Source organism: Fulvivirga sedimenti, assembly GCF_020328055.1.
Genome location: NZ_JAIXNE010000003.1, coordinates 770585 through 789997, shown reverse-complemented (window position 1 = coordinate 789997; position 19413 = coordinate 770585). Strand labels below are relative to the sequence as shown.

Below are 19413 nucleotides of genomic sequence, written 5' to 3'. Positions count from 1 at the left end.
TCACGTCATTTCAAATAATGCTTCTACTAATTTCTTGTTTTCTTCCGGTGTTCCAACAGTAATTCGCAGGCAATTGGAGCCGTGGAGCACCGAAGAACGATCTCTTGTAATGATTTGAAGGCTTAGTAACTCCCGGAATATTTTTTGTGCGTCTCTGAATCTTATCAACAGGAAATTACTGTCACTCGGATATATTTTCTCGACCGAGGGATGGTTTGCCAGGTGTTCCCTCAGCCAGCTCCGCTGCGAAATAATTTCAGTCATTGCAGTTTTTACATTTTCCGGATTTTCGAGCGCATTGAGGATTTTCTGCTGACTCAGAATATTGATGTTGTAAGGTGGCTTTACCTTATTGAGTAATTGGATTATCCGTTCTGAAGCAAACGCCATTCCTACACGCAGACCGGCCATACCCCAGGCTTTCGAAAATGTCTGAAGAACTACCAGGTGTGGATATTTATCCAGCTCATCTATGAAGCCTGGATCATCTGTAAAATCAATATAAGCCTCATCTACAACCACAATGCCGGTGAAGTTACCCATGATTCTCTGCATGGCCGTTTTAGAAAGCAGGTTTCCGCTTGGGTTATTCGGACTGCAGAGAAAGATGATCTTTGTATCGCGTTGGATTTGACTGAGTACCGTTTCCGGATCCAGTTCAAAGTTCTCCGTTAGCGGTGCCTTAATGACCGTCACATCATTAACAGCCGCCGCCACCTGATACATGCCATAGGTGGGATCCAAAATCAGAATGGAGTCCACTCCGGGCCTGCAAAATATCCGGATCAGCAGGTCGATGGGTTCGTCGCTTCCATTACCGAGAAAAATCCGGTTTTCGGCCACCCCTTTAAGTGCGGAAAGTTTTCTTTTGATTTCTTTCTGATAGGGGTCGGGGTACCTGTTAAGTCCCGTTTCGTTGGGATTTTCATTGGCATCCAGGAATATCCCTGCCTGTCCGCTAAATTCATCCCGGGCGGAGCTATATGGCTTCATCGCCAGGATATTGGGTCGTATGAGGTCATCAAGCTCCATTGTATGATTTTTTTCGTCTAATGGATACGGCATTTTTGTGGGCGTCGAGCTGTTCAGCGGCAGCCATTTCCTCGATGGTGTCACCGAGTAATTCAATTCCTTCTTCTGAAATGGCCTGGAATGTCACCATTTTCATATAACTATCCAGCGAAACACCGCTATAGGCTCGTGCGGTGCCATTTGTAGGAAGGGTATGATTGGTGCCGGAGGCATAGTCCCCTGCAGATTCAGGCGTATAATGCCCTACGAAAACAGAGCCTGCATTCACGACCTTTTCCGCGAGTTCTTCAGCATCTTTTGTTGCCAGGATCAGATGTTCAGGCGCGTAGGCATTACTCATTTCCATTGCTTCCTCAATGGTTTTTGTGAGAATCACGCGGCTATTGCCAAGACTTTCGGCGGCCATTTCCTTTCTTGGAAGTTGTTCCAACTGACGGTCAATTTCCGTGTGTATGTCGTCAACCAGCGATTCTGAGTTTGTGAAAAGAATTACCTGGCTGTCCCGGCCATGCTCAGCCTGTGAGAGGAGGTCCGCAGCAACGTAGGCGGGGTTGGCTGTTTCATCGGCGATTACAGCTACTTCTGAAGGACCGGCGGGCATGTCGATAGCGGTTCCCGACAAACTAATGAGTTGCTTGGCGGCTGTTACAAATTGATTTCCAGGGCCAAATATCTTGTCGGTTCGGGGAACACTCTTCGTACCATATGCCATGGCTGCAATAGCCTGAGCTCCTCCCGCCTTGATAATGGTGGTAATACCTATAATTTTGGCAGCGAAGAGAATGGCCGGATTAATATTTCCTGTTTTATCCGGAGGGGAGCAAAGAACAATTTCCCTGCAGCCGGCAATTTTTGCCGGAATACCCAACATGAGGACACTTGAAAATAAAGGGGCCGTGCCTCCCGGAATGTAGAGTCCGACTTTCTGAATAGGAATTGCCTTTCGCCAGCAGCGGATTCCAGGCATGGTTTCCACGAAAAGGGGTTCGGTTCTTTGAGCCTTGTGGAATAATTCAATATTTGCGGCTGCCTGACGGATGGCATTTTTCAGTTTCTCACTTAACCGGGTTTCAGAATCACTGATTTCCTGTTCAGAAACCTGTATATCCTGAACGGACACTCCGTCAAACCTTTCCGTGTATTGGCGCAACGCCTGATCTCCATTGCTTTTAACCTCATCCAGAATTTCCTGAACCGTACTGAACAGGTTTGTGACATTGAGCGTGGGGCGCTTGAAGAGCGACTCCCATTCTGATAGTTGGGGATATTTGCTGATATTCAGATTCATCAGATAATCATTTTTTCAATTGGAATTACCAGAATTCCCTGGGCACCGAGCGATTTCAGCTGATCGATGATATCCCAGAAATCATCTTCGTTTACTACTGAGTGCAGGGAAGACCAGCCTTCCATGCCCAGCGGGGTGATAGTCGGACTTTTCATGCCAGGGAGAATGGCGGTAATTGCCTCTATAGCTGAATTCGGGGCATTCAGCAGGAGGTATTTATTATTTCTTGCGGTGTTTACCGACTTGATCCGGAAGATCAGCTGATCAAGAATTTTTTGCCGCTCATCATCCAGGTTTGGATTTGCGATCATTACTGCCTCACTCTTCATTACGGTTTCAACTTCCTTCAGTCCGTTACTTAGAAGAGTGCTTCCCGTGCTTACGATATCACAAATAGCTTCAGCCAGGCCAATTCCCGGTGCTATTTCTACAGATCCGCTGATTTCGTGTATATCGGATGAGATTCCCTTTTCGGATAAAAACTTGCGAACGATGTTGGGGTAGGTAGTGGCGATACGCTTACCGGCAAGGTCTGCAAGACCTGAATAGTGTGTTCCTTTAGGAACGGCGATACTCAGACGGCATTTCGCAAAATTCAGGCGTTGCACCAGGTCAACTGCCTTACCTTTTTCCGCGTAGACATTCTCCCCGACGATACCGATATCCGCTACCTGGTCCTCCACATATTGGGGGATGTCGTCGTCACGAAGGAAGAGGATTTCTGCCGGAAAATTGTACGATACGGCTTTGAGCCGGTTGGTTCCGTTACTGAAATTCAGTCCGCATTCTGAGAGTAATTTAATCGACTTTTCCTGTAATCTCCCTGATTTCTGTACAGCGATACGAAGCATTGTATTCATTTAGTTTAATTCGTTGTAAATAAAAAAGGCCCACCGCATGGCAGGCCTTTTCTTATGTTTTACGCATAATCTTTCCACCACGCTTTTCAGGTTGCGACTGAATGATGATGGATATGATGTACAGCGTTAAATTTCATTTTCTTAATTAACTGCTAAATAAATTAATTGTTCATTGTGAACCAAAAAAAATCAGCAAATCATTTTTACATTCCCAGTGATTGGTTTTCAATGGATGCCAGTTCGATGATTTTTTCGTATTCATCCGGGTTAAGGTCATTAAAGAAATAGTGAACCGGATTAATTTGTTTATCGTTTTTGAGAACTTCATAGTGGAGGTGTGGCGCTGTTGACAGGCCCGTGCTTCCCACATAGCCAATAACCTGACCACGCTTTACGGTCTGACCGCTCTTCACTTCGAATTCCTGCATGTGCGCATACCGCGTTTTATATCCGAACCCGTGATCGATCTCAATCAGTTTCCCATAACCGCTAAAACGTACCTGTGCTTTTACGACAGTACCGTCTGCAGTGGCATAAATGGGTGTTCCGGGAGGAGCTGAAAAGTCGATTCCGGGGTGCATTTTGCGCACTTTATAAATCGGGTGTGTTCGGTATCCAAAGCCAGAGGCCAAACGGATCAATTCCTCATTGGAAACTGGCTGGATGGCCGGTATCGCTGCGAAAAGTTTTTCCTTACTTTCGGCCAGATCAGCAATCTCATCATACGATTTAGACTGGATATACATCTTCCTGCGAAGTTTGTCGACATCCTCCTTCAATTCCACTATGATATCCTTGTTATCGAGATCCTTATTTCTGAGTTCCGTGTAGCGGTCTGTGCCACCGATACCTGCATTCCGGACGGAAGGGTCTATGGGCTCAGACCCCAGCACAACCCGATAAAGGTTGTCGTCACGTCTTTCCAGGGCTGCGAGAACCTCGTGCAACTGAGTTACCTCTTTGTCAAGGTTTTCATAGTAATGCTGCATTTCCTCTACTTCATTCGTTAACCGAACTTCCTTCGGTGATTCGAAGTAGGAGAAAAACAGGAAAACGATTCCAACACTGGATACAAGTATGAGTGAAGCAAGGCCCAGCACATTCCAGATTACATCCTGGGTGCGTACCTTGATCCGCTCGTATTTACATGTTTCGGTGTCGTAATAATATTTTATACGTGCCATAAATCATTTAATTCCTTCTGACCAACTTAAGTTAACGAATTATGCTCTTGCAGGGTTCAGGAATTATTTATTTTCTGTCTTTAATTCTGTACTTCCCTTAAAAAGTAACTTCGGCGATCGTCCTTTGCGATAGACCTGACGTCCGAGATTAACCTTTTTCCTTAGTGCTTTTTGTTCCTCTTCAGGAAGGTGAATCACTTCCACACATTCCGTAGAGCAGCATCCTTCCATTTTTTCGGCACATTCAGCACACTGAATGAACAGGAGGTGGCATGCTTCATTCACACAATTTGTATGTGTGTCGGCGGGTTTTCCGCATTGATGACAAACACTGATGATATCATCGCTGATACGCTCACCTAGTCGTTCGTCAAACACAAAATTTTTGCCCTTGAAAAGGTTTGGCAGCTGTTTCTGTTCTACCTGCCGTGCATATTCAATGATACCTCCATCCAGCTGAAATACATTTTTGAAACCTTTATGCTTGTAATATGCACTGGCTTTTTCACACCGGATGCCCCCGGTACAATACATTACCAGGTTTTTATCTTTCTGGTCGGCAAGCATGTCTTCAACGAGCGGAAGTGCTTCCCGGAAGGTGTCAACATCGGGGCATATGGCGTTTTCAAAATGGCCCACCTCACTTTCATAGTGATTACGCATATCGATGATGATCGTGTTGGGATCCTGGGCCAGGCGGTTAAAGTCTTCTGCCGATAAATGTGTTCCCCGTTTGGTCACATCAAACGTTTCATCGTTTAGTCCGTCGGCAACAATTTTTTTACGGATTTGAATTTTAAGTTTGTAGAACGACTTACCATCGTCGTCTACAGCAATGTTCAGGCGAATACCCGTGAGCTCTGCTGATTCTTCTATAAACTGTCGGAATTCCTCAAACCGGTCATCGGGAACACTGATCTGGGCATTAATTCCCTCATGGGCGACATAAATCCGCCCCAATACTTCCAGTTTGCTGAAATCAATAAACAGCTGATCCCGGTATGATGCCGGATCACTCAGTTGAACATATCGATAAAAAGACAGGGTTGTACGTTTGCGTGTGCTGTTTCGGATCTGCTCTTTGAGCACATCACGATTAACGCGGTTATGTAGGATCATTTTGCATGAATGATTAATAACTCACTTACTTTCAATAAAATATCCGGTATTCTTCCGGTGGTGCAAAGTTACGAAATATTTTATTAGTGACGATCAAATTGGCGCTTCGATAGAGAGAGACTTCATACATTCGTAGGATGAGGATAATCATCAATAAAGAATAAAAAATTATTGAAAAACAATAATAAATTATTACCTTTGAATAATAATCAACATTATTATGAAAAGAATAAGCAGAATTTCCACGGTTTCTCTCTGGGTAGTCAACATTGCGATCATCGTAATATCAGCGGGGTCACTTTTTTCCTATTACATGTTATCAGGATTTGTGGGGGAGGGAGTACGCCCTGAAAGTGATGAAGGCATGGTGGGGTGGTCGGATACAAGTGAGATTAAAGTAGGCCAGTACTATCTGGCCAAGGTTTCTGAGTTTAAGGATGGTGTTTACCGTGATTACCTGGAATTGCGGGTGCCTCATCCCCGGATATATTTAATGAACACGGACACAACCGGTCAAAATCTGAAGATAGTTCCCAGGACGGACGTTACTGTCAGGGCTTCCTATGAGGATCGGTTTTACCTTCCAGTAGTCTATGAGTTTTTTGGCGAAAAAGATATCAAAAAAATCATCTGGCTTTTTATTGGTTATTTAACTGTTTCTCTCGCATTGAGTCTGTTTGTGCTCATCACTTTCCGTCGGTTTCTTTTAAGTCTGTCCCGTGGAGAGTTTTTTATTCGGTCTAATTACAAAAGGCTTTTACTGTTGAGTCTTGTATCTTTTCTGATACCTGTTTTTAAATATGTTGGAGACTTGTTTTCCAGCAACTATTTTGAGAAAAATTTCAGAGTGGTCAACGGGGGTGTGTATTTATACGGAGGGCTGGATTTGACCCCAATGATCTTTGGGGTAGTTCTGTTACTCATGGCCGGCATGGTGTATGAGGGCAGCCGGCTCAGAGAGGAATCCGACTTAACGATTTAACATTATGGCAGTTATTGTAAATCTTGATGTAATGCTCGCCCGTCGGAAAATGCCATCGAAGGAGCTCGCTGAGCGGATTGGAATTACCGAAGCCAATCTTTCCATATTGAAAACAGGAAAAGCCAGGGCTATTCGTTTCAGTACACTCGAAGCAATATGCCGTGAGCTTGATTGTCAGCCCGGAGATATCCTCGAATATATCGAAGAGGGTCAGAGTGACTGAGAATTGATATATTTCTGAATTCTGAATCCAATGGTCCCGGTCTGAATTTCAATAGCCGTGTGCAGGATGATGGGCAGGATTAGGAATCCCGAGAAATAATAGATCACGCTGAATATCAGTCCGAGTACAAATGCCCCCACCATGTTCTGGAATCCGCTTTGAATACGGGAAAGTGCAAACAAGAAATTCAGGATCAGGATGGACACCGGTGCCGGAAGGAACAGGTGGAAATAATGATAAAGATAGTAACGGAATATAATTTCTTCGCATATACCGGCAGTGATTGACAGCGCTACAAACCACTTGTATTCAATCGGTGATTTTGGGATAAATATCCATATTTCCTCCATCCCGGATCGTATTTCCAGCGCATCCGCTGGTTTAATTTTTTGCCGAATCTGGGCCAGGATAAAGAGAGTAATGAGTATGGAAAAAACGATGGTGGCATTATTTATCCCGGAGAACCAGATCACCGGTTGCAAGGTGCCGAAAAGGTGGTTCACCACAACGATGAAGACCATCAGCATAAGAAGAGCAATGGATCGCTGGTAGTACGTAAGCCTGGAAATCCGACCAGTTTTAATTTTATGATACGTTTTTCGGAATGTAAGGACGCAGAAAAGGGGATAAGCAACTGCAAAGATTGCCGCTGTTATGCCGGGCAGTACATATTCTGGCTGGGAAAACACTGTTTGATATTATTCTGAGTCTGTTTCAATTTCCAACAGAATGTCCATTGATTCAAGCAAGGATGGACCAGTGGGGGAAATCAGGGTTCAACGGAGGAGTTAACGGTTATGATTTGAGATTACTGTTCTCATATAAAAATATTTGTATTTTGCAGCAATGAGTGAAAATCAGCCTTTGCCGCTTCAGGATGTTCATATCGACTTTTCCGATGATAATATGTGGTTAATGAACATCTGCCTGGCGATCATTATGTTCAGTGTGGCCTTATCTATCAATCTCAAAGATTTTCAGGAAATATTCAGAAATCCCAGGGGAGTCATATCCGGTCTCATTTCACAATACCTGCTTTTTCCCTTTATGACCTTCCTTTTGGTGCTGGTGATGCGGCCGGATATGGGACTGGCATTGGGAATGATTCTCATTGCGGCTTGTCCCGGAGGCAATATTTCCAATTTCTTTTCGCTTCAGAGTCGCGGTAATGTAGCACTGAGCGTAAGCTTAACGGTTATGGCTACGCTGCTTGCGCCGCTGATGACTCCTTTTAACTTCCATTTCTGGGCTCGAAAAGTGGAATATGTGAAGCCGTTATTGTCGACCATATCAATCAATTATTACGACCTGGCACTTACGGTGCTGCTTATCATGGTAATTCCCCTGATGCTGGGGATGTATCTCGCAAATCGTTTCCCTGACATTGCCCAAAAACTATTTAAACCGCTTCAGGTACTGAGTGTACTTATACTCCTGGCGTTCATTGCTGTTGCCTTTGTTGGTAATCTTGATGTTTTTGCGGATTACTGGGAATATTTTGTTTTCCTTGTATTTATCCACAATGGTCTGGCCTTGTTGATGGGATATGTTTTCGGTCGGTTGACCACCGGATCTCTTTCGGATGCGAAAACAATATCTATTGAAACGGGCATACAGAATGGCGGTTTAGGGTTGCTTATCGTGTTTACATTTTTTGGCGGGAAAGGTGGAATGGTTTTACTTGTTGCCTGGTGGGGTATTTGGGATATAATTTCAGGACTCATCATTGCACAAATTTATAAGCGATGGCAACTGGTAAGTATGAATACGTAAACATCGGGAATTATCTGTTTCTTACTTTCCTGAGAATCTGGGCAGGTGTTACGGCGATATTCTTTTTTCGAAGGTATAAGGTGGTGAAAGAAGCGCCCGTACCCAGGGATCATCCTGTAATATTTGCTGTAAATCATCAAAGTGCATTCCTTGATCCCGTACTTATAGGTATTTCCTGCGGCCGCAAGCCCTGGTATCTAACAAGGGCAGGGGTTTTCCAGGGTAAGTTCGTGAAGTTTTTGCTTCGAGCCATCCATATGTTGCCGGTTTACCGGCAGCGTGATAATGTAAATGTTAAGCATGCCAATGAAGATACATTTGATGAATGTGTAAAGATCCTCGGCGGAATGGGCTCAGTATTAATTTTTCCGGAGGGTAATCATGGGATGTTGAAATATCTTCGGACGCCCCTGAAAAAAGGGCTGGCGCGTATTGTTTTTGAGGCCGAATCGACTCATGATTTTCAACTGGGAGTACAGATTATTCCGGTGGGTATTAATTATGAACATCCTACAAAATTCAGGACGGATGTACTGATAAACTGTGGCAAGCCCTATAGTATCAAATCCTTTAAGTCGATATTCCAGCAAAGCAGGTCTGAGGCATTTAATCAATTTAACAGGGATCTGGAGGAAAGGATGTCGGAATTAATGTTGAACATAACTCCTGTTGAACGCTATGACCAGACAGAAAAGGAGTGGATGTTGCACCGAAGGAAAGAGAATAGTCTTTTACAGCGATTCAATTCCGATAAAAAAATTATTGCCGCCATTAGCGCAGGCGACAGTCTTTCGGATGAAGGGCAAGCCAAAACGGGATGGATCAAATGGATAATGCGGATCCTGGGTTTACCCATATTCATTGCCGGTTTTGTTTTGAATCTCCCGGTTTTTATTATTACCCGACTCATACTGAAAAAATCGGTACGGGATCCACATTTTTTGCAGTCGGTAAAATTCGTATGCGCCATGGCTGGTGTACCTTTGTTTTCGGCACTGGAGGCAGGAATTATTTATTCTTTTTTTGGCACCTTCTGGATTCCATTCTTCGCGATTCCATTGTTAGGGATAATCGCCTATGATTATTGGGATTTGTTGATTCGGGGTAACAGTTATGTTCCTACCCGCAGTCTTGGTGCAGTTTATTTGCCTGAATGATCCTCCACAGGAAATTGATCCTTATCCTTGGGTCACTATTAGTTCTTTTCAATTTCATCGTCGGTCGTATAATTTGTTTATGAAATCCTGAGTTTCATAAGGTGTGAGATAATAAGTGTTCATAAAATATTTTGCTTCCTGGTACAGTTCATTGGTACTGTCTGCATAACGGACAAACCGGGCATAATTGAGCAGTTGATATCCAAATCCACGGTAGATCACCAGGCGGTCTGTTGATGACTCATGAGATTTCCGATAGGAGGGGAACAAGGCATACTTAAGGCCCCAGCTCAAAAATTTCACGGTTGAAAGCTTCTCATAATATGCTGTATGCCCTATTTCATGAATCAGGATGGCTACCTGGGCATCAAAAGGCAGGTTCTTCAACAAAATAGGATCGAGAAATGAACCGCCACTGTCATTGAGCATTATTTTGTAAACGCGGTCTTCCTTCGCCCCCACAAGGGTTGGCAGATAAATGCTGGATTGCATGGGATAGCCTTCGCTGGATAGGATGAAATGGATCTCCGTATTCTTCAATTCCGGGAAGGCGCTGAGAGCGATCAGGCATTGAAGGGAATAGGCTTCAGGTATACTCTTTTTCCCACCCCAGATTTTGCTCAGGCTGTCAGCCTTTCCTTCAAAGACTTTTTGTAAATCCGGTTGGTAAATCTGTGTGCTTTCGTTCCAGTCAAGTTTCTGTTCGGCAGGTACCTGTATCAGCAGCAGTATCGCGACAGGTACCAGAATGATCGCTATCAATTTCAGTAAAATACGCAGGATGAATCGGAAGGTCTTCATTCTGAAAATGATAATAATTTGCTGCTAACAGGAATATACAAATTAAAAAGTTTATAGTTTATGCGTCTCCGGACCATTATAATTTTAAATCAAAATCCACACTGTGTATATTCGCTGTCTATTCAATTCTACCCCTATGATTCGATTCGTAAGAATTTCCATCTTCGCCTTAATGGCATCCATCATCATTTCAGGTTGTTCCAAGGAAACATCTGAGGATTCAGGTGAGAGCACTGGCTTGTCCATTGAATATGAAAAGATCACGCTGGACAACGGTCTTGAAGTAGTATTTCATCAGGATCATTCGGATCCTGTTGTGGCTGTGGCACTTACTTTTCATGTTGGGTCGGCACGGGAAAAGCCGGGAAAAACGGGATTTGCACATCTTTTTGAACACTTGTTTTTCCTTGAATCTGAAAATCTCGGGAAGGGTGGTCTGGATAAGATGAGCAGTCGGATCGGTGGCTCGGGAGCAAATGGTTCCACAAGCAGAGACCGGACGAATTACTTTCAAACCGTTCCAAAGGATGCATTGGAAAAGATGATCTGGGCAGAGGCTGATAAGGTCGGCTATTTCATCAATACGGTAACGGATGAGGTTCTGACAAAGGAAAAGCAAGTGGTGAAGAATGAAAAGAGACAGAGTAATGATAACAGGCCGTACGGGCACACCAATTACGTAATAACAAAAAATCTGTATCCCGAAGGACATCCCTACAGCTGGGAGGTGATTGGTACGCTGGAAGACCTCCAACAGTCTACATTGGCTGATGTCAAGGAGTTTCACAAGAAGTATTACGGTCCGAATAATGCCACGCTCGTTATTGCCGGAGATTTTAATCTTGAGGATGCAAAAGCACTGGTTCATAAGTACTTTGATGAGATTCCATCCGGCGAACCGGTTGAGTCTTTGCCCGTTATGCCTGTTGAATTGCCTGAAACGCGCAGACTCTATCATGAGGATAATTTTGCGCGACTGCCTGAACTGAACATGGTTTGGCCTGCGGTTGAGCTTTACCACCCGGATTCCTATGCCCTCAGTATTTTATCTGAACTTCTGACTACCGGAAAGGATGCACCGTTTTACAAAGTGCTGGTGGAGGAGAAGCAACTCACTTCAGATGTCTCGATGTATGACTATACATCGGAAATTGCAGGGGAGATGAGGCTGCAGGTTCGCGCGTATCCCGGTGTGGATCTGGATACAGTTGAGGCGGCTGTTTGGGAAGCATTGCGGCGGTTTGAAACGGAAGGGTTTAATGAGGCTGATCTGGACAGGATCAAGGCCGGAATTGAAACCAATTATTACAATGGTCTTTCGAGCGTATTAGGTAAGGCATTTCAATTGGCGCAGTATAATATTTTTGCCGGTGACCCCGGGTATATCAATGAAGATATAAAAAAGACGCTTGCTGTTACCGTTGAGGATGTGAAGCGGGTATATCAGAAGTATTTACGTGATAAGAATTATGTGGTCACCAGTTTTGTGCCGAAGGGAACGGCCGGCCTTGCCCTGGCAGAATCTACCCTGGCTGAAGTGATTGAAGAACAGATTGTCGAAAGCGGTGAAGGCGAGACGTTCGAGACGCCAGGTGAGAGTAGTTATGAACGTACGGCGTCATCATTCGACCGGACAGTCGAGCCTCCTTATGGTGAGAGTGCGGAAGTTGTTGTGCCTGATGTATGGCAAACAGAGCTCTCCAATGGCATGAAAATTCTGGGGATTCAGTCGGATGAACTTCCTTTAGTACAGTTTGTAATCGACATTAAGGGTGGTATGTTGCTTGAGGATCCTTCCCGTACAGGGGTTTCAAACATGTTAGCTGAGATGCTTACCAAGGGTACAGCAGGAAAGACTCCGCTTGAGCTTGAACAGGCGATTGATGCGTTGGGCGCCCGGATCAATATTTATGCCAGCGCTCAGCATATATCGGTTTCGGGAACAACATTATCACGGAATTATGCCGCCACCATGGAGCTGGTGGAGGAAATGTTAATGGAACCACGCTGGGATTCGACTGAGTTTGTACTTACAAAGCAGGAAATTTTAAGCCAGATTGAGCAGTCAAAGGGAAACCCGAATGCGCTTGCCGGGGAAGTTTTCCGGAAGCTGATCTATCGTGATAATATCCTTGCCAGCAATTCAGTTGGTACTATTCAGAGTGTGCAGGAGATATCAATGGATGACCTGAAAGATTATTATGAGCGCAATTTTACTCCCAACCTGGCAAACATGCATGTGGTGGGTTCACTGGGGCAAAATGAGATCGTAGCTCAGCTTGACGGGCTGCAGGAACGATGGGTTCCGAAGGATGTTGATTTTCCGGATGTACTGAATGCATCTCAGCCGGCATCCTCTAAAGTATATTTTTATGATGTTCCCGGTGCCAAGCAGTCGGTCTTGTATTTCGGGTACCTGGCCATGCCTGAGACGGATCCGGATTATTACCCTGCGACAGTTATGAATTATATTCTCGGAGGCGGGGGATTTGCCTCCCGGTTTACCCAGGAACTTCGTGAAGGTAAAGGTTATACGTACGGAATTGGCTCCGGTTTCGAGGGAGACGCGTTGCCCGGGCCCTTCAGAATTTTCAGTGGAGTTCGTACCAATGTAACGTATGAGTCTTCAGCTCTTGTAAAACAAATCCTTGAGGATTATCCGGAGACGTTTAGCGAAGAAGATCTTGAAAACACTAAAAGCTACTATTTGAAAAGTAATGCACGTGCATTTGAAACGGCGGGCGCAAAGCTGAATATGCTTCAGAAATTGAGCGAATACGGATGGGATGCATCGTACATAAAGGATCGTGAACAAGCGGTTAAGGATATATCGATTGAGGAAATCCGTGAGCTTGCCAAAAAGTATGCGAATCCAAACAACATGTATTATGTAGTCGTGGGTGATGCCGCGACTCAGATGGAAAAGCTTAAAGATCTGGGGTTCGGTGAGCCTGTGTTAATCAGGGATTTGGAAAGCATTCCGGTAGGTGAGATGCAATAGACTTTAGTCCCTGATTTTTCGGAAATAAACGTTCATTACCTGTACGGCATTGGTGTTGTTGAATATGGGAGATTGCAAGGTCAGTTTCCTTCGTGAAAACATGTCGATACGTAACGAAGTTTCCGGCAGCTCTTCTGTGATACTGTGTTTTAATTTCCGTTCGTAAAATACCAGCTCGTTATCGTTCACAAGCTTCCATTTGCTGTGATGAGTTCGTAATATGCCATCTTCCTTCCGGTACGAGAATTTCATCGTGTGATCTTCATAAAAATAAAGAGTATCGGTCAGCCACTTATCCACCCGATCCTTATGATGAGTAAAAAGTATCTCACTGCCTTCAAATTTCCAGGTGCCAACCAGCATGGAATCTCGGCTGCGATCTTTTGTTTGAACTGTGTTTTCTGATCCGATCAGGAAAAGGATCATGAGTGTCAATGCATGAATGGTCTTCATCTTTTACGCAGGTTCAGAAATGTTTGAACAGTTTTCGGAAAGGCATCATGACTTTCGCGGTGATATTTCCACTGACCGTTTACAATAGTGCCCAGGACATCGGAAACATCACCGGTGTAAATGAGGGTGCTGCACCATTGCTCCGGTGATGATCCTGCCAACAGAGGTGAGTCTGCATCTATCACAACGGCGTCGAAGGGCATACCTATATCGAAAAATTGATGGTCTGTTCTGCCCATTGCCAAACGCCCTGCGGATATGCTCATTTCAATAGCATTAAATCCGCTGTCAGCTTTATCTTCAAGGGTGAAGGTATTCCGGCGGTGACTGATCAGGCGCTGACCGTAATCGAGCATCCGCAATTCCTCAAAAGGGTTAAGACCGATATGACTGTCAGTCCCGATGCTCCATTTACCGCCAGCCATTTTGAAGTCGTGAAAACGGAATAATCCGTCGCCCAAATTCGCTTCTGTTGAGGGACAAAGAACGACATTTGCTCCGGAGGCAGCGATACCCCAAACCTCGGATTCCGTCAAATGAGTGGCGTGTACAAGATGTGTAGTATGATCCGGCTGGCAGGATTCAAGGAACCATTCTACCGGCCGTCTTCCGTAAAATGCCTCACATTCTGAAACCTCTTTCAATTGTTCAGCGATATGGATGTGAAAAGGTATTCCGTTTTGCCGAAGTTGGAAACATTCCCGGATGAGATCGCCATCAACTGCTCGAAGTGAATGGACACCCATGCCGAGTGTCGCACCCGCGTATTGTTTGATGACAGAACGGGATGCATCAAGAAGTTTCATGTAAGTATCCAGATCTCTGGAAATAAACCGCCGCTGATTCTTTTCAGCTGGTTTTCCGAAACCGCCACGCTGATAAAACATGGGAATAAGCGTGATCTTAATTCCAGCTTGTCCTGCGGCGGCGGCAAGACGTTCCCCCATTTCAGCTAAATTTGAATACGGTTCACCCGTCGGGTCATGGTGCAGGTAATGAAATTCTGCTACTGAGGTATATCCATGCCGCAGCATTTGTCGATACAGTAGAAGAGCTACTTCAAATAACGTATCAGGACTGATAGACAGTGCTATTTCGTACATGGTATTGCGCCAACTCCAGAAGTCGTCTGCCGATTTGTGATGCGGATGAACTTCAGCAAGTCCGGCCATCGCATACTGAAAGGCATGGGAATGCGCATTCTGGAACCCTGGCAGTGCCAATCCATTCACACCTTCGTTACTTTCCTTGTCTTCGTCCGTTGCAATCGACTTTATCAGTCCATTTTCATCAACTGTTATGGTGGCATTCTCCATCCAGCCATGGTTTGTTAAGAGCGCTTTAAATTGATACTTCATGGATCAGATTGGTAAATAAATTTTCAAGCACTTTTCGGATTTGTCCGGCACGTGCATGATCATAAAGCCTTTCGGAATCATCCAGGTAATTCAATTTAGCCATTTCAAGCTGAAGGGCATGAATATTTTTTTCAGGATCGCCATAGTTGCGCGTGATATATCCGCCTTTGAAAGGTTCATTATGTGCTACCTGGAACGGGGAATCTGTCAGGGCTTTCATGGCTGCGGTTATTACACTGTCGCTCGCAGATCTTCCCTCATCATCACCGAGGATCAAATCGGGAAATGGCTCAGGTCTGATTCCAGGTACATTCTTTCGGATGGAGTGAGCGTCGAACAGAATCACTTTCCCGAATTTTTTGACCTTTTCACTGATGAGTTCCGAGAGCTTATCATGGTAGGGCCGGAAATACTGATCAATCCTGATTTGAATTTCTTTTTCGCCGGGATTCAAATCGTACAATGCTGCTCCATTGAATGTAGTTAGCGGAACAAGTCCGGTGATCACACGGCCGTCGGAATACAGCGGCTTATTAGCCGGGTCCCGGTTCAGGTCGATCACCCATCGATTATAAACCGCTGAAATGAGGGTAGCACCCATATCCGGAACAAAATCATACAATTGATCTATGAACCAGTCGGTATCATCCGGGTTCCCGGCAAATTCCGCTTTAATGGAAATAGAATCGGGAAACCGGATGCCTGAATGCGGAGAACTTACGATGACGGGGACTTCTTTGGCGCGTGGTGCGGTAATCCTGAATACTTCCATTTGACGAAGGTATTGGATTTCATCCAAAGACGCTACCGTAATACTTGGCTATTCCACGGGTTTCTGTCCGATATAACGAATCACTGATGCTTTACCATTGTGATACTTACCTTCTTCCAGATCGATCAGTTTCTCTACCAGGGTAATGGTTTCGAGGCCCGCGAATAACTTGTGCATATCCTCAATGGAAAAAAGCATATCTACGTTTTTCGGACCGCCTGCATGAGGGTTTAATTTCTGGAATTTGATATGGTTCTTGCTGAAAGCTTCAAAGATTACAAATCCACCGGGTTTAAGCAGTGATATAAACTGGTTATGATAAGCAACCTTGATATATGTTTCGAAATGCGCATAGATCAGGCCGATCACATCAAATGATTCCGGTTCGAGCTTGAGCTGGTTCAGATTTCCTACCGTATAATTAATATCCACAAAGTTATCTGCTGCCAGTGCTTCCGCCTTGCGTTTTCCTTCTTCACTGATGTCAAATGCTACGACTTCCAGGCCTAAAGATGCCGCAAAAACGGCATTTCTGCCTTCGCCTTCTGCAGGTAAAAAAATCTTTCCGTGAGGGTTAAGTTCTTTTAGAGCGTGTGCAAAAAATTGGTTCGGTTTGGTTCCATAAGCGTATTCCGGTTCTCGGTATCGCTCATCCCAAAAATCTTTCATTTACTTGTGAATTTCTTTAGTTCAAATGTATCAAACCTTTTTGTTACTTCTCCAAGAATCAATCACATTTTGAATATATATGTATTGATTTTGGCGTATATATACAGAGAATGGCGACTATTTCATTATCAGGGGCTATTATTTGCGTATCTTTAGGTATATGAAAAAAGATAACAAGCTGGCAGTCCTCATCGACGGGGATAATGTGCCATCAAAATATATTAAGGAAATGATGGAGGAGATCACCAAATACGGGACACCCACCATCAAGCGGATTTACGGTGACTGGACCAAGCCTCATTTGGCAAAATGGAAAAATGTATTGCTTGAAACAGCGATTAACCCTATTCAGCAATATAGCTACACGACCGGGAAGAATGCCACGGATTCAGCCATGATCATTGACGCGATGGATATCCTCTATTCAGGAAGTGTCGACGGATTTTGCCTGGTTTCTTCCGACAGCGATTTTACAAAGCTGGCGACACGATTACGGGAGGCAGGAATGCAGGTATTCGGAATTGGGGAAAAGAAGACACCGGATCCTTTTATCGTTGCCTGTGATAAATTTATTTATCTTGAAATTCTCCACACCGATCAGGAGTCTGACGGATCCAAGGGAAAGACCATAAAATCAAATGTAGATAAGATCACGCCAAAAGTGATCCGTTTACTGAAACAAACAGTGGATGACGCTGCCGATGAGGATGGCTGGGCTTTCATGGGCGACGTGGGATCGCTGATTCTCAAGAAGCAACCGAATTTCGACTCGCGAAATTTTGGTTTCGACAAGCTTACCCCGCTTTTCAAATCAACCAACCAGTTTGAGATTGAGCAAAAAGATCAGAGTGGGGGAAGGTTTAAGCTGATTTATGTTAGAAACAAGTAATCTTTAATTATTCCCTGTAAAGGCGATATTCGTTCACTTCAAGGACTTTGCCTTCACCCATCTTGTAAGATCCATGAATCGTCGGGGTGAGCTTCTCGATCACCGCTATGCTTGGTTTGTTGTGGATATCAACCGGATATCGAATATAATCTATATCCAATGTCTTCACGGCCCATTTCATGCAATATTCAGTAACACTGCTGCCAAAACCCCTGCCTTGAGCCTCCTTCTTGATCCAAAGTCCGAAATGTGGTTTACGCGACGGGATATTGTGGATGCCGCAACACCCGATGAATTCCTGCTGATGCAGAATCACCCATACGATATCCGTTCCTTTTTTTAACTGGGATACCGAAAGATCAATGAATGCTTCCGTATCGGTAATAGCCTCCGGAGGTTTTTCTACCAGAAGATATCGGACGATGTCGCTGGAGAAATGGGTAAAGATCTCTTTTGAAAAGCTCCTGCTAATAGGCTGGAGCTTCAGATGATCATTGATTGACAGCGAGTCCATATACTAAAAATAACATGAGTTGCGCAAAATTCCGCATCAACGTTTACTGATCCTGTTGCCTGTGATGATACGTTGGGCATTGGATTTAAAGCGATCTGTTTCTGAGTTTCGCTTTGCCTGGTGTTTGGTTGCCCGGTTTTGAACCCGCTCGCGCCATTTTTTCCAGTTTTTCAGCGTCATTTCGCGCTTCATTATCTGAATGACTTCCTTTTCATTCACGCCGAACTGGTTTTCAATGGCATCGAAAGGGGTACGGTCTTCCCATGCCATTTCAATGATCCTGTCTATTTCCAGTGCCGACAAATCCTTGCTTTTTCCTTCCATATTAGGTTAACAAGATTAAAGGGAAGACGTTCTGGCTATTTGATTTTAAAGTTCAGAATGTTGACCGGCTGAACGTCGAGTGGGTTTGAAGGCGGCGTTTTATATTGGGAAGGAATGTCATTCCAGGAATCATAATACTTTCCATCAATATAAAACCCGCTTGTAAGCGTGTTGGTAGGTTGTTCGGAATTAAACCAAACGCTATAGCTGCCTGAGGGGACCTGTGTGCCTGCCGCGGAACCTTTCAGGAGCAATTCTACATTTCCATCTCCATCAACATCTGCCTTTATCCAGTTGAGCTGCAGGATTTCATTGTAACTGCCGTCTCCAATCATTTTCAAGATAGCCTCATTGAATTTTACAATGATATTTGCAGCGTCCGGATGATCCTTTCGAATGGCGAAATGAAGGGACTTTGTCAGAAGACTATTTGTGCCGATTTCCAGGTATCGCGCCGCTTCTTCTGACTGATATCGCAAAACATACTGTATGAGCAGGGCGTCTACGAGCATAAAATCTATTTCATTCTCCAGGAGTTTTTCCAGGTTTTCCTGGTCGCTCGTGCCGGCAATGAAGCTGGCTGCCGTCTCACCTTTCAGGTCATCGCCATACGCATAATTTGAAACTATGCCTACTTTTTTTCCGTTCAGATCGTTCAGGGTGGCTGCCGAAACATCAGATCCTTTCCTGCCAACCAGGATCAATTGATTTTGTAAATAAGGCTGTGAGAAAAGCAGGAAGGATTCTCTTTCAGGAGTTTTCCACAGGGCGGCACTGCCATCGAGCTTTCCGGCCTCAAGGTCATCAAGAACTTTTTCAAAATCCTGAATGACGATTTCAGGCTTGACAAATGACCGTTCCAGCGCGGATGATACAACATCCAGCGCAAAGGCCATTTCGGGCTTTTCATTGGTGAATGGCGGCCAGATATCCGAGCCAAGCTTAAGTGTTGTGATCTGGCCAAAAGCAGAAGAGGCGATCAAAAGGAATAAAACGGTGATTAGTTTCATTTTT

The 19413-nt window shown here is 44.5% G+C and carries 20 protein-coding genes; 6 read left to right on the top strand and 14 right to left on the bottom strand.

Annotated elements, in window-relative coordinates:
* From hisC to trhO, 5 genes are all read right to left on the bottom strand, one after another.
* A complete protein-coding gene (hisC, locus tag LDX50_RS15815; protein WP_225698277.1) occupies positions 1 to 1032 on the bottom strand; it encodes a histidinol-phosphate transaminase in 1032 nt (343 codons plus the stop codon).
* Complete coding sequence (hisD, locus tag LDX50_RS15810) at positions 1022 to 2320, bottom strand: histidinol dehydrogenase (RefSeq protein WP_225698276.1); 1299 nt, start codon at positions 2318 to 2320, stop codon at positions 1022 to 1024. Before hisD ends, hisC begins: the two co-directional genes overlap by 11 nt.
* Positions 2320 to 3180 (bottom strand): ATP phosphoribosyltransferase, encoded by an 861-nt coding sequence (hisG, locus tag LDX50_RS15805; RefSeq protein WP_225698275.1) that lies wholly within the window; start codon positions 3178 to 3180, stop codon positions 2320 to 2322. Before hisG ends, hisD begins: the two co-directional genes overlap by 1 nt.
* A 203-nt stretch (positions 3181 to 3383) precedes the next feature.
* Positions 3384 to 4364: a peptidoglycan DD-metalloendopeptidase family protein gene (locus tag LDX50_RS15800; RefSeq protein WP_225698274.1), complete on the bottom strand. Its 981-nt coding sequence runs from the start codon at positions 4362 to 4364 to the stop codon at positions 3384 to 3386.
* A 63-nt stretch (positions 4365 to 4427) separates the two neighbouring features.
* On the bottom strand, positions 4428 to 5483 hold the full coding sequence (trhO, locus tag LDX50_RS15795) for an oxygen-dependent tRNA uridine(34) hydroxylase TrhO (protein ID WP_225698273.1): 1056 nt from the start codon (positions 5481 to 5483) through the stop codon (positions 4428 to 4430).
* Positions 5484 to 5703: 220 nt separating this feature from the next.
* Here trhO and LDX50_RS15790 point away from each other — a divergent pair, with 220 nt between their 5' ends.
* Both LDX50_RS15790 and LDX50_RS15785 read left to right on the top strand, forming a co-directional pair.
* Complete coding sequence (locus LDX50_RS15790) at positions 5704 to 6465, top strand: DUF2975 domain-containing protein (RefSeq protein WP_225698272.1); 762 nt, start codon at positions 5704 to 5706, stop codon at positions 6463 to 6465.
* 4 nt (positions 6466 to 6469) lie between these two features.
* On the top strand, positions 6470 to 6688 hold the full coding sequence (locus LDX50_RS15785) for a helix-turn-helix domain-containing protein (RefSeq protein ID WP_225698271.1): 219 nt from the start codon (positions 6470 to 6472) through the stop codon (positions 6686 to 6688).
* Here the strand turns inward: LDX50_RS15785 and LDX50_RS31020 are convergent.
* A complete protein-coding gene (locus LDX50_RS31020; protein ID WP_225698270.1) occupies positions 6676 to 7377 on the bottom strand; it encodes a CPBP family intramembrane glutamic endopeptidase in 702 nt (233 codons plus the stop codon). The genes LDX50_RS15785 and LDX50_RS31020 overlap by 13 nt on opposite strands.
* 157 nt (positions 7378 to 7534) lie before the next feature.
* On the opposite strand from LDX50_RS31020, the gene LDX50_RS15775 reads away from it, so the two are divergent.
* A complete protein-coding gene (locus tag LDX50_RS15775; protein ID WP_225698269.1) occupies positions 7535 to 8461 on the top strand; it encodes a bile acid:sodium symporter family protein in 927 nt (308 codons plus the stop codon).
* Entirely contained in the window at positions 8434 to 9618 is a 1185-nt protein-coding gene (locus tag LDX50_RS15770) for a 1-acyl-sn-glycerol-3-phosphate acyltransferase (RefSeq protein ID WP_225698268.1), read from the top strand. The genes LDX50_RS15775 and LDX50_RS15770 overlap by 28 nt, the downstream gene beginning before the upstream one ends.
* Before the next feature lie 54 nt (positions 9619 to 9672).
* Here LDX50_RS15770 and LDX50_RS15765 read toward each other — a convergent pair whose 3' ends face one another.
* Positions 9673 to 10419 carry a hypothetical protein gene (locus tag LDX50_RS15765; RefSeq protein WP_225698267.1) on the bottom strand — a complete coding sequence of 249 codons (747 nt, stop codon included), beginning with the start codon at positions 10417 to 10419 and terminating at the stop codon, positions 9673 to 9675.
* Between the two features lie 136 nt (positions 10420 to 10555).
* On the opposite strand from LDX50_RS15765, the gene LDX50_RS15760 reads away from it, so the two are divergent.
* The gene (locus LDX50_RS15760) at positions 10556 to 13420 is read left to right on the top strand and encodes a M16 family metallopeptidase (RefSeq protein WP_225698266.1); all 2865 of its coding nucleotides are present in this window, start codon (positions 10556 to 10558) and stop codon (positions 13418 to 13420) included.
* A gap of 3 nt (positions 13421 to 13423) precedes the next feature.
* Here LDX50_RS15760 and LDX50_RS15755 read toward each other — a convergent pair whose 3' ends face one another.
* The 4 genes from LDX50_RS15755 to LDX50_RS15740 are packed head-to-tail and all read right to left on the bottom strand — an operon-like array spanning position 13424 to position 16672.
* Positions 13424 to 13873: a hypothetical protein gene (locus LDX50_RS15755; RefSeq protein ID WP_225698265.1), complete on the bottom strand. Its 450-nt coding sequence runs from the start codon at positions 13871 to 13873 to the stop codon at positions 13424 to 13426.
* Positions 13870 to 15231, bottom strand: a complete 1362-nt coding sequence (gene hutF / locus LDX50_RS15750; protein ID WP_225698264.1) for a formimidoylglutamate deiminase — start codon at positions 15229 to 15231, stop codon at positions 13870 to 13872. The genes LDX50_RS15755 and hutF overlap by 4 nt, the downstream gene beginning before the upstream one ends.
* Entirely contained in the window at positions 15215 to 16003 is a 789-nt protein-coding gene (locus LDX50_RS15745) for an N-formylglutamate amidohydrolase (RefSeq protein ID WP_225698263.1), read from the bottom strand. The genes hutF and LDX50_RS15745 overlap by 17 nt, the downstream gene beginning before the upstream one ends.
* A 48-nt stretch (positions 16004 to 16051) precedes the next feature.
* Positions 16052 to 16672 (bottom strand): class I SAM-dependent methyltransferase, encoded by a 621-nt coding sequence (locus LDX50_RS15740; RefSeq protein WP_225698262.1) that lies wholly within the window; start codon positions 16670 to 16672, stop codon positions 16052 to 16054.
* Between the two features lie 160 nt (positions 16673 to 16832).
* Between LDX50_RS15740 and LDX50_RS15735 the strand changes: the two genes are divergently transcribed.
* Entirely contained in the window at positions 16833 to 17561 is a 729-nt protein-coding gene (locus tag LDX50_RS15735; protein WP_225698261.1) for an NYN domain-containing protein, read from the top strand.
* A 7-nt stretch (positions 17562 to 17568) separates the two neighbouring features.
* Here LDX50_RS15735 and LDX50_RS15730 read toward each other — a convergent pair whose 3' ends face one another.
* From LDX50_RS15730 to LDX50_RS15720, 3 genes are read right to left on the bottom strand one after another with little or no spacing between them, the layout of a single operon-like run.
* Positions 17569 to 18075, bottom strand: a complete 507-nt coding sequence (locus tag LDX50_RS15730; protein ID WP_225698260.1) for a GNAT family N-acetyltransferase — start codon at positions 18073 to 18075, stop codon at positions 17569 to 17571.
* A gap of 36 nt (positions 18076 to 18111) precedes the next feature.
* Positions 18112 to 18399 (bottom strand): TIGR03643 family protein, encoded by a 288-nt coding sequence (locus tag LDX50_RS15725; protein WP_225698259.1) that lies wholly within the window; start codon positions 18397 to 18399, stop codon positions 18112 to 18114.
* A 35-nt stretch (positions 18400 to 18434) separates the two neighbouring features.
* Complete coding sequence (locus tag LDX50_RS15720; protein WP_225698258.1) at positions 18435 to 19409, bottom strand: substrate-binding periplasmic protein; 975 nt, start codon at positions 19407 to 19409, stop codon at positions 18435 to 18437.
* Positions 19410 to 19413 lie beyond the last annotated feature (4 nt).

What these genes read in the sequence shown, in the direction of transcription:
- LDX50_RS15785 (WP_225698271.1), top strand. Translation starts at nt 6,470, where the DNA reads ATGGCAGTTATTGTAAATCTTGATGTAATGCTCGCCCGTCGGAAAATG.
- LDX50_RS15760 (WP_225698266.1), top strand. Translation starts at nt 10,556, where the DNA reads ATGATTCGATTCGTAAGAATTTCCATCTTCGCCTTAATGGCATCCATC.
- hisC (WP_225698277.1), bottom strand. Translation starts at nt 1,032, where the DNA reads ATGGAGCTTGATGACCTCATACGACCCAATATCCTGGCGATGAAGCCA.
- LDX50_RS15790 (WP_225698272.1), top strand. Translation starts at nt 5,704, where the DNA reads ATGAAAAGAATAAGCAGAATTTCCACGGTTTCTCTCTGGGTAGTCAAC.
- LDX50_RS15720 (WP_225698258.1), bottom strand. Translation starts at nt 19,409, where the DNA reads ATGAAACTAATCACCGTTTTATTCCTTTTGATCGCCTCTTCTGCTTTT.
- hisG (WP_225698275.1), bottom strand. Translation starts at nt 3,180, where the DNA reads ATGAATACAATGCTTCGTATCGCTGTACAGAAATCAGGGAGATTACAG.
- LDX50_RS15730 (WP_225698260.1), bottom strand. Translation starts at nt 18,075, where the DNA reads ATGGACTCGCTGTCAATCAATGATCATCTGAAGCTCCAGCCTATTAGC.
- LDX50_RS15765 (WP_225698267.1), bottom strand. Translation starts at nt 10,419, where the DNA reads ATGAAGACCTTCCGATTCATCCTGCGTATTTTACTGAAATTGATAGCG.
- LDX50_RS15775 (WP_225698269.1), top strand. Translation starts at nt 7,535, where the DNA reads ATGAGTGAAAATCAGCCTTTGCCGCTTCAGGATGTTCATATCGACTTT.
- hisD (WP_225698276.1), bottom strand. Translation starts at nt 2,320, where the DNA reads ATGAATCTGAATATCAGCAAATATCCCCAACTATCAGAATGGGAGTCG.
- LDX50_RS15745 (WP_225698263.1), bottom strand. Translation starts at nt 16,003, where the DNA reads ATGGAAGTATTCAGGATTACCGCACCACGCGCCAAAGAAGTCCCCGTC.
- trhO (WP_225698273.1), bottom strand. Translation starts at nt 5,483, where the DNA reads ATGATCCTACATAACCGCGTTAATCGTGATGTGCTCAAAGAGCAGATC.
- hutF (WP_225698264.1), bottom strand. Translation starts at nt 15,231, where the DNA reads ATGAAGTATCAATTTAAAGCGCTCTTAACAAACCATGGCTGGATGGAG.
- LDX50_RS15755 (WP_225698265.1), bottom strand. Translation starts at nt 13,873, where the DNA reads ATGAAGACCATTCATGCATTGACACTCATGATCCTTTTCCTGATCGGA.
- LDX50_RS15740 (WP_225698262.1), bottom strand. Translation starts at nt 16,672, where the DNA reads ATGAAAGATTTTTGGGATGAGCGATACCGAGAACCGGAATACGCTTAT.
- LDX50_RS15770 (WP_225698268.1), top strand. Translation starts at nt 8,434, where the DNA reads ATGGCAACTGGTAAGTATGAATACGTAAACATCGGGAATTATCTGTTT.
- LDX50_RS15735 (WP_225698261.1), top strand. Translation starts at nt 16,833, where the DNA reads ATGAAAAAAGATAACAAGCTGGCAGTCCTCATCGACGGGGATAATGTG.
- LDX50_RS15725 (WP_225698259.1), bottom strand. Translation starts at nt 18,399, where the DNA reads ATGGAAGGAAAAAGCAAGGATTTGTCGGCACTGGAAATAGACAGGATC.
- LDX50_RS15800 (WP_225698274.1), bottom strand. Translation starts at nt 4,364, where the DNA reads ATGGCACGTATAAAATATTATTACGACACCGAAACATGTAAATACGAG.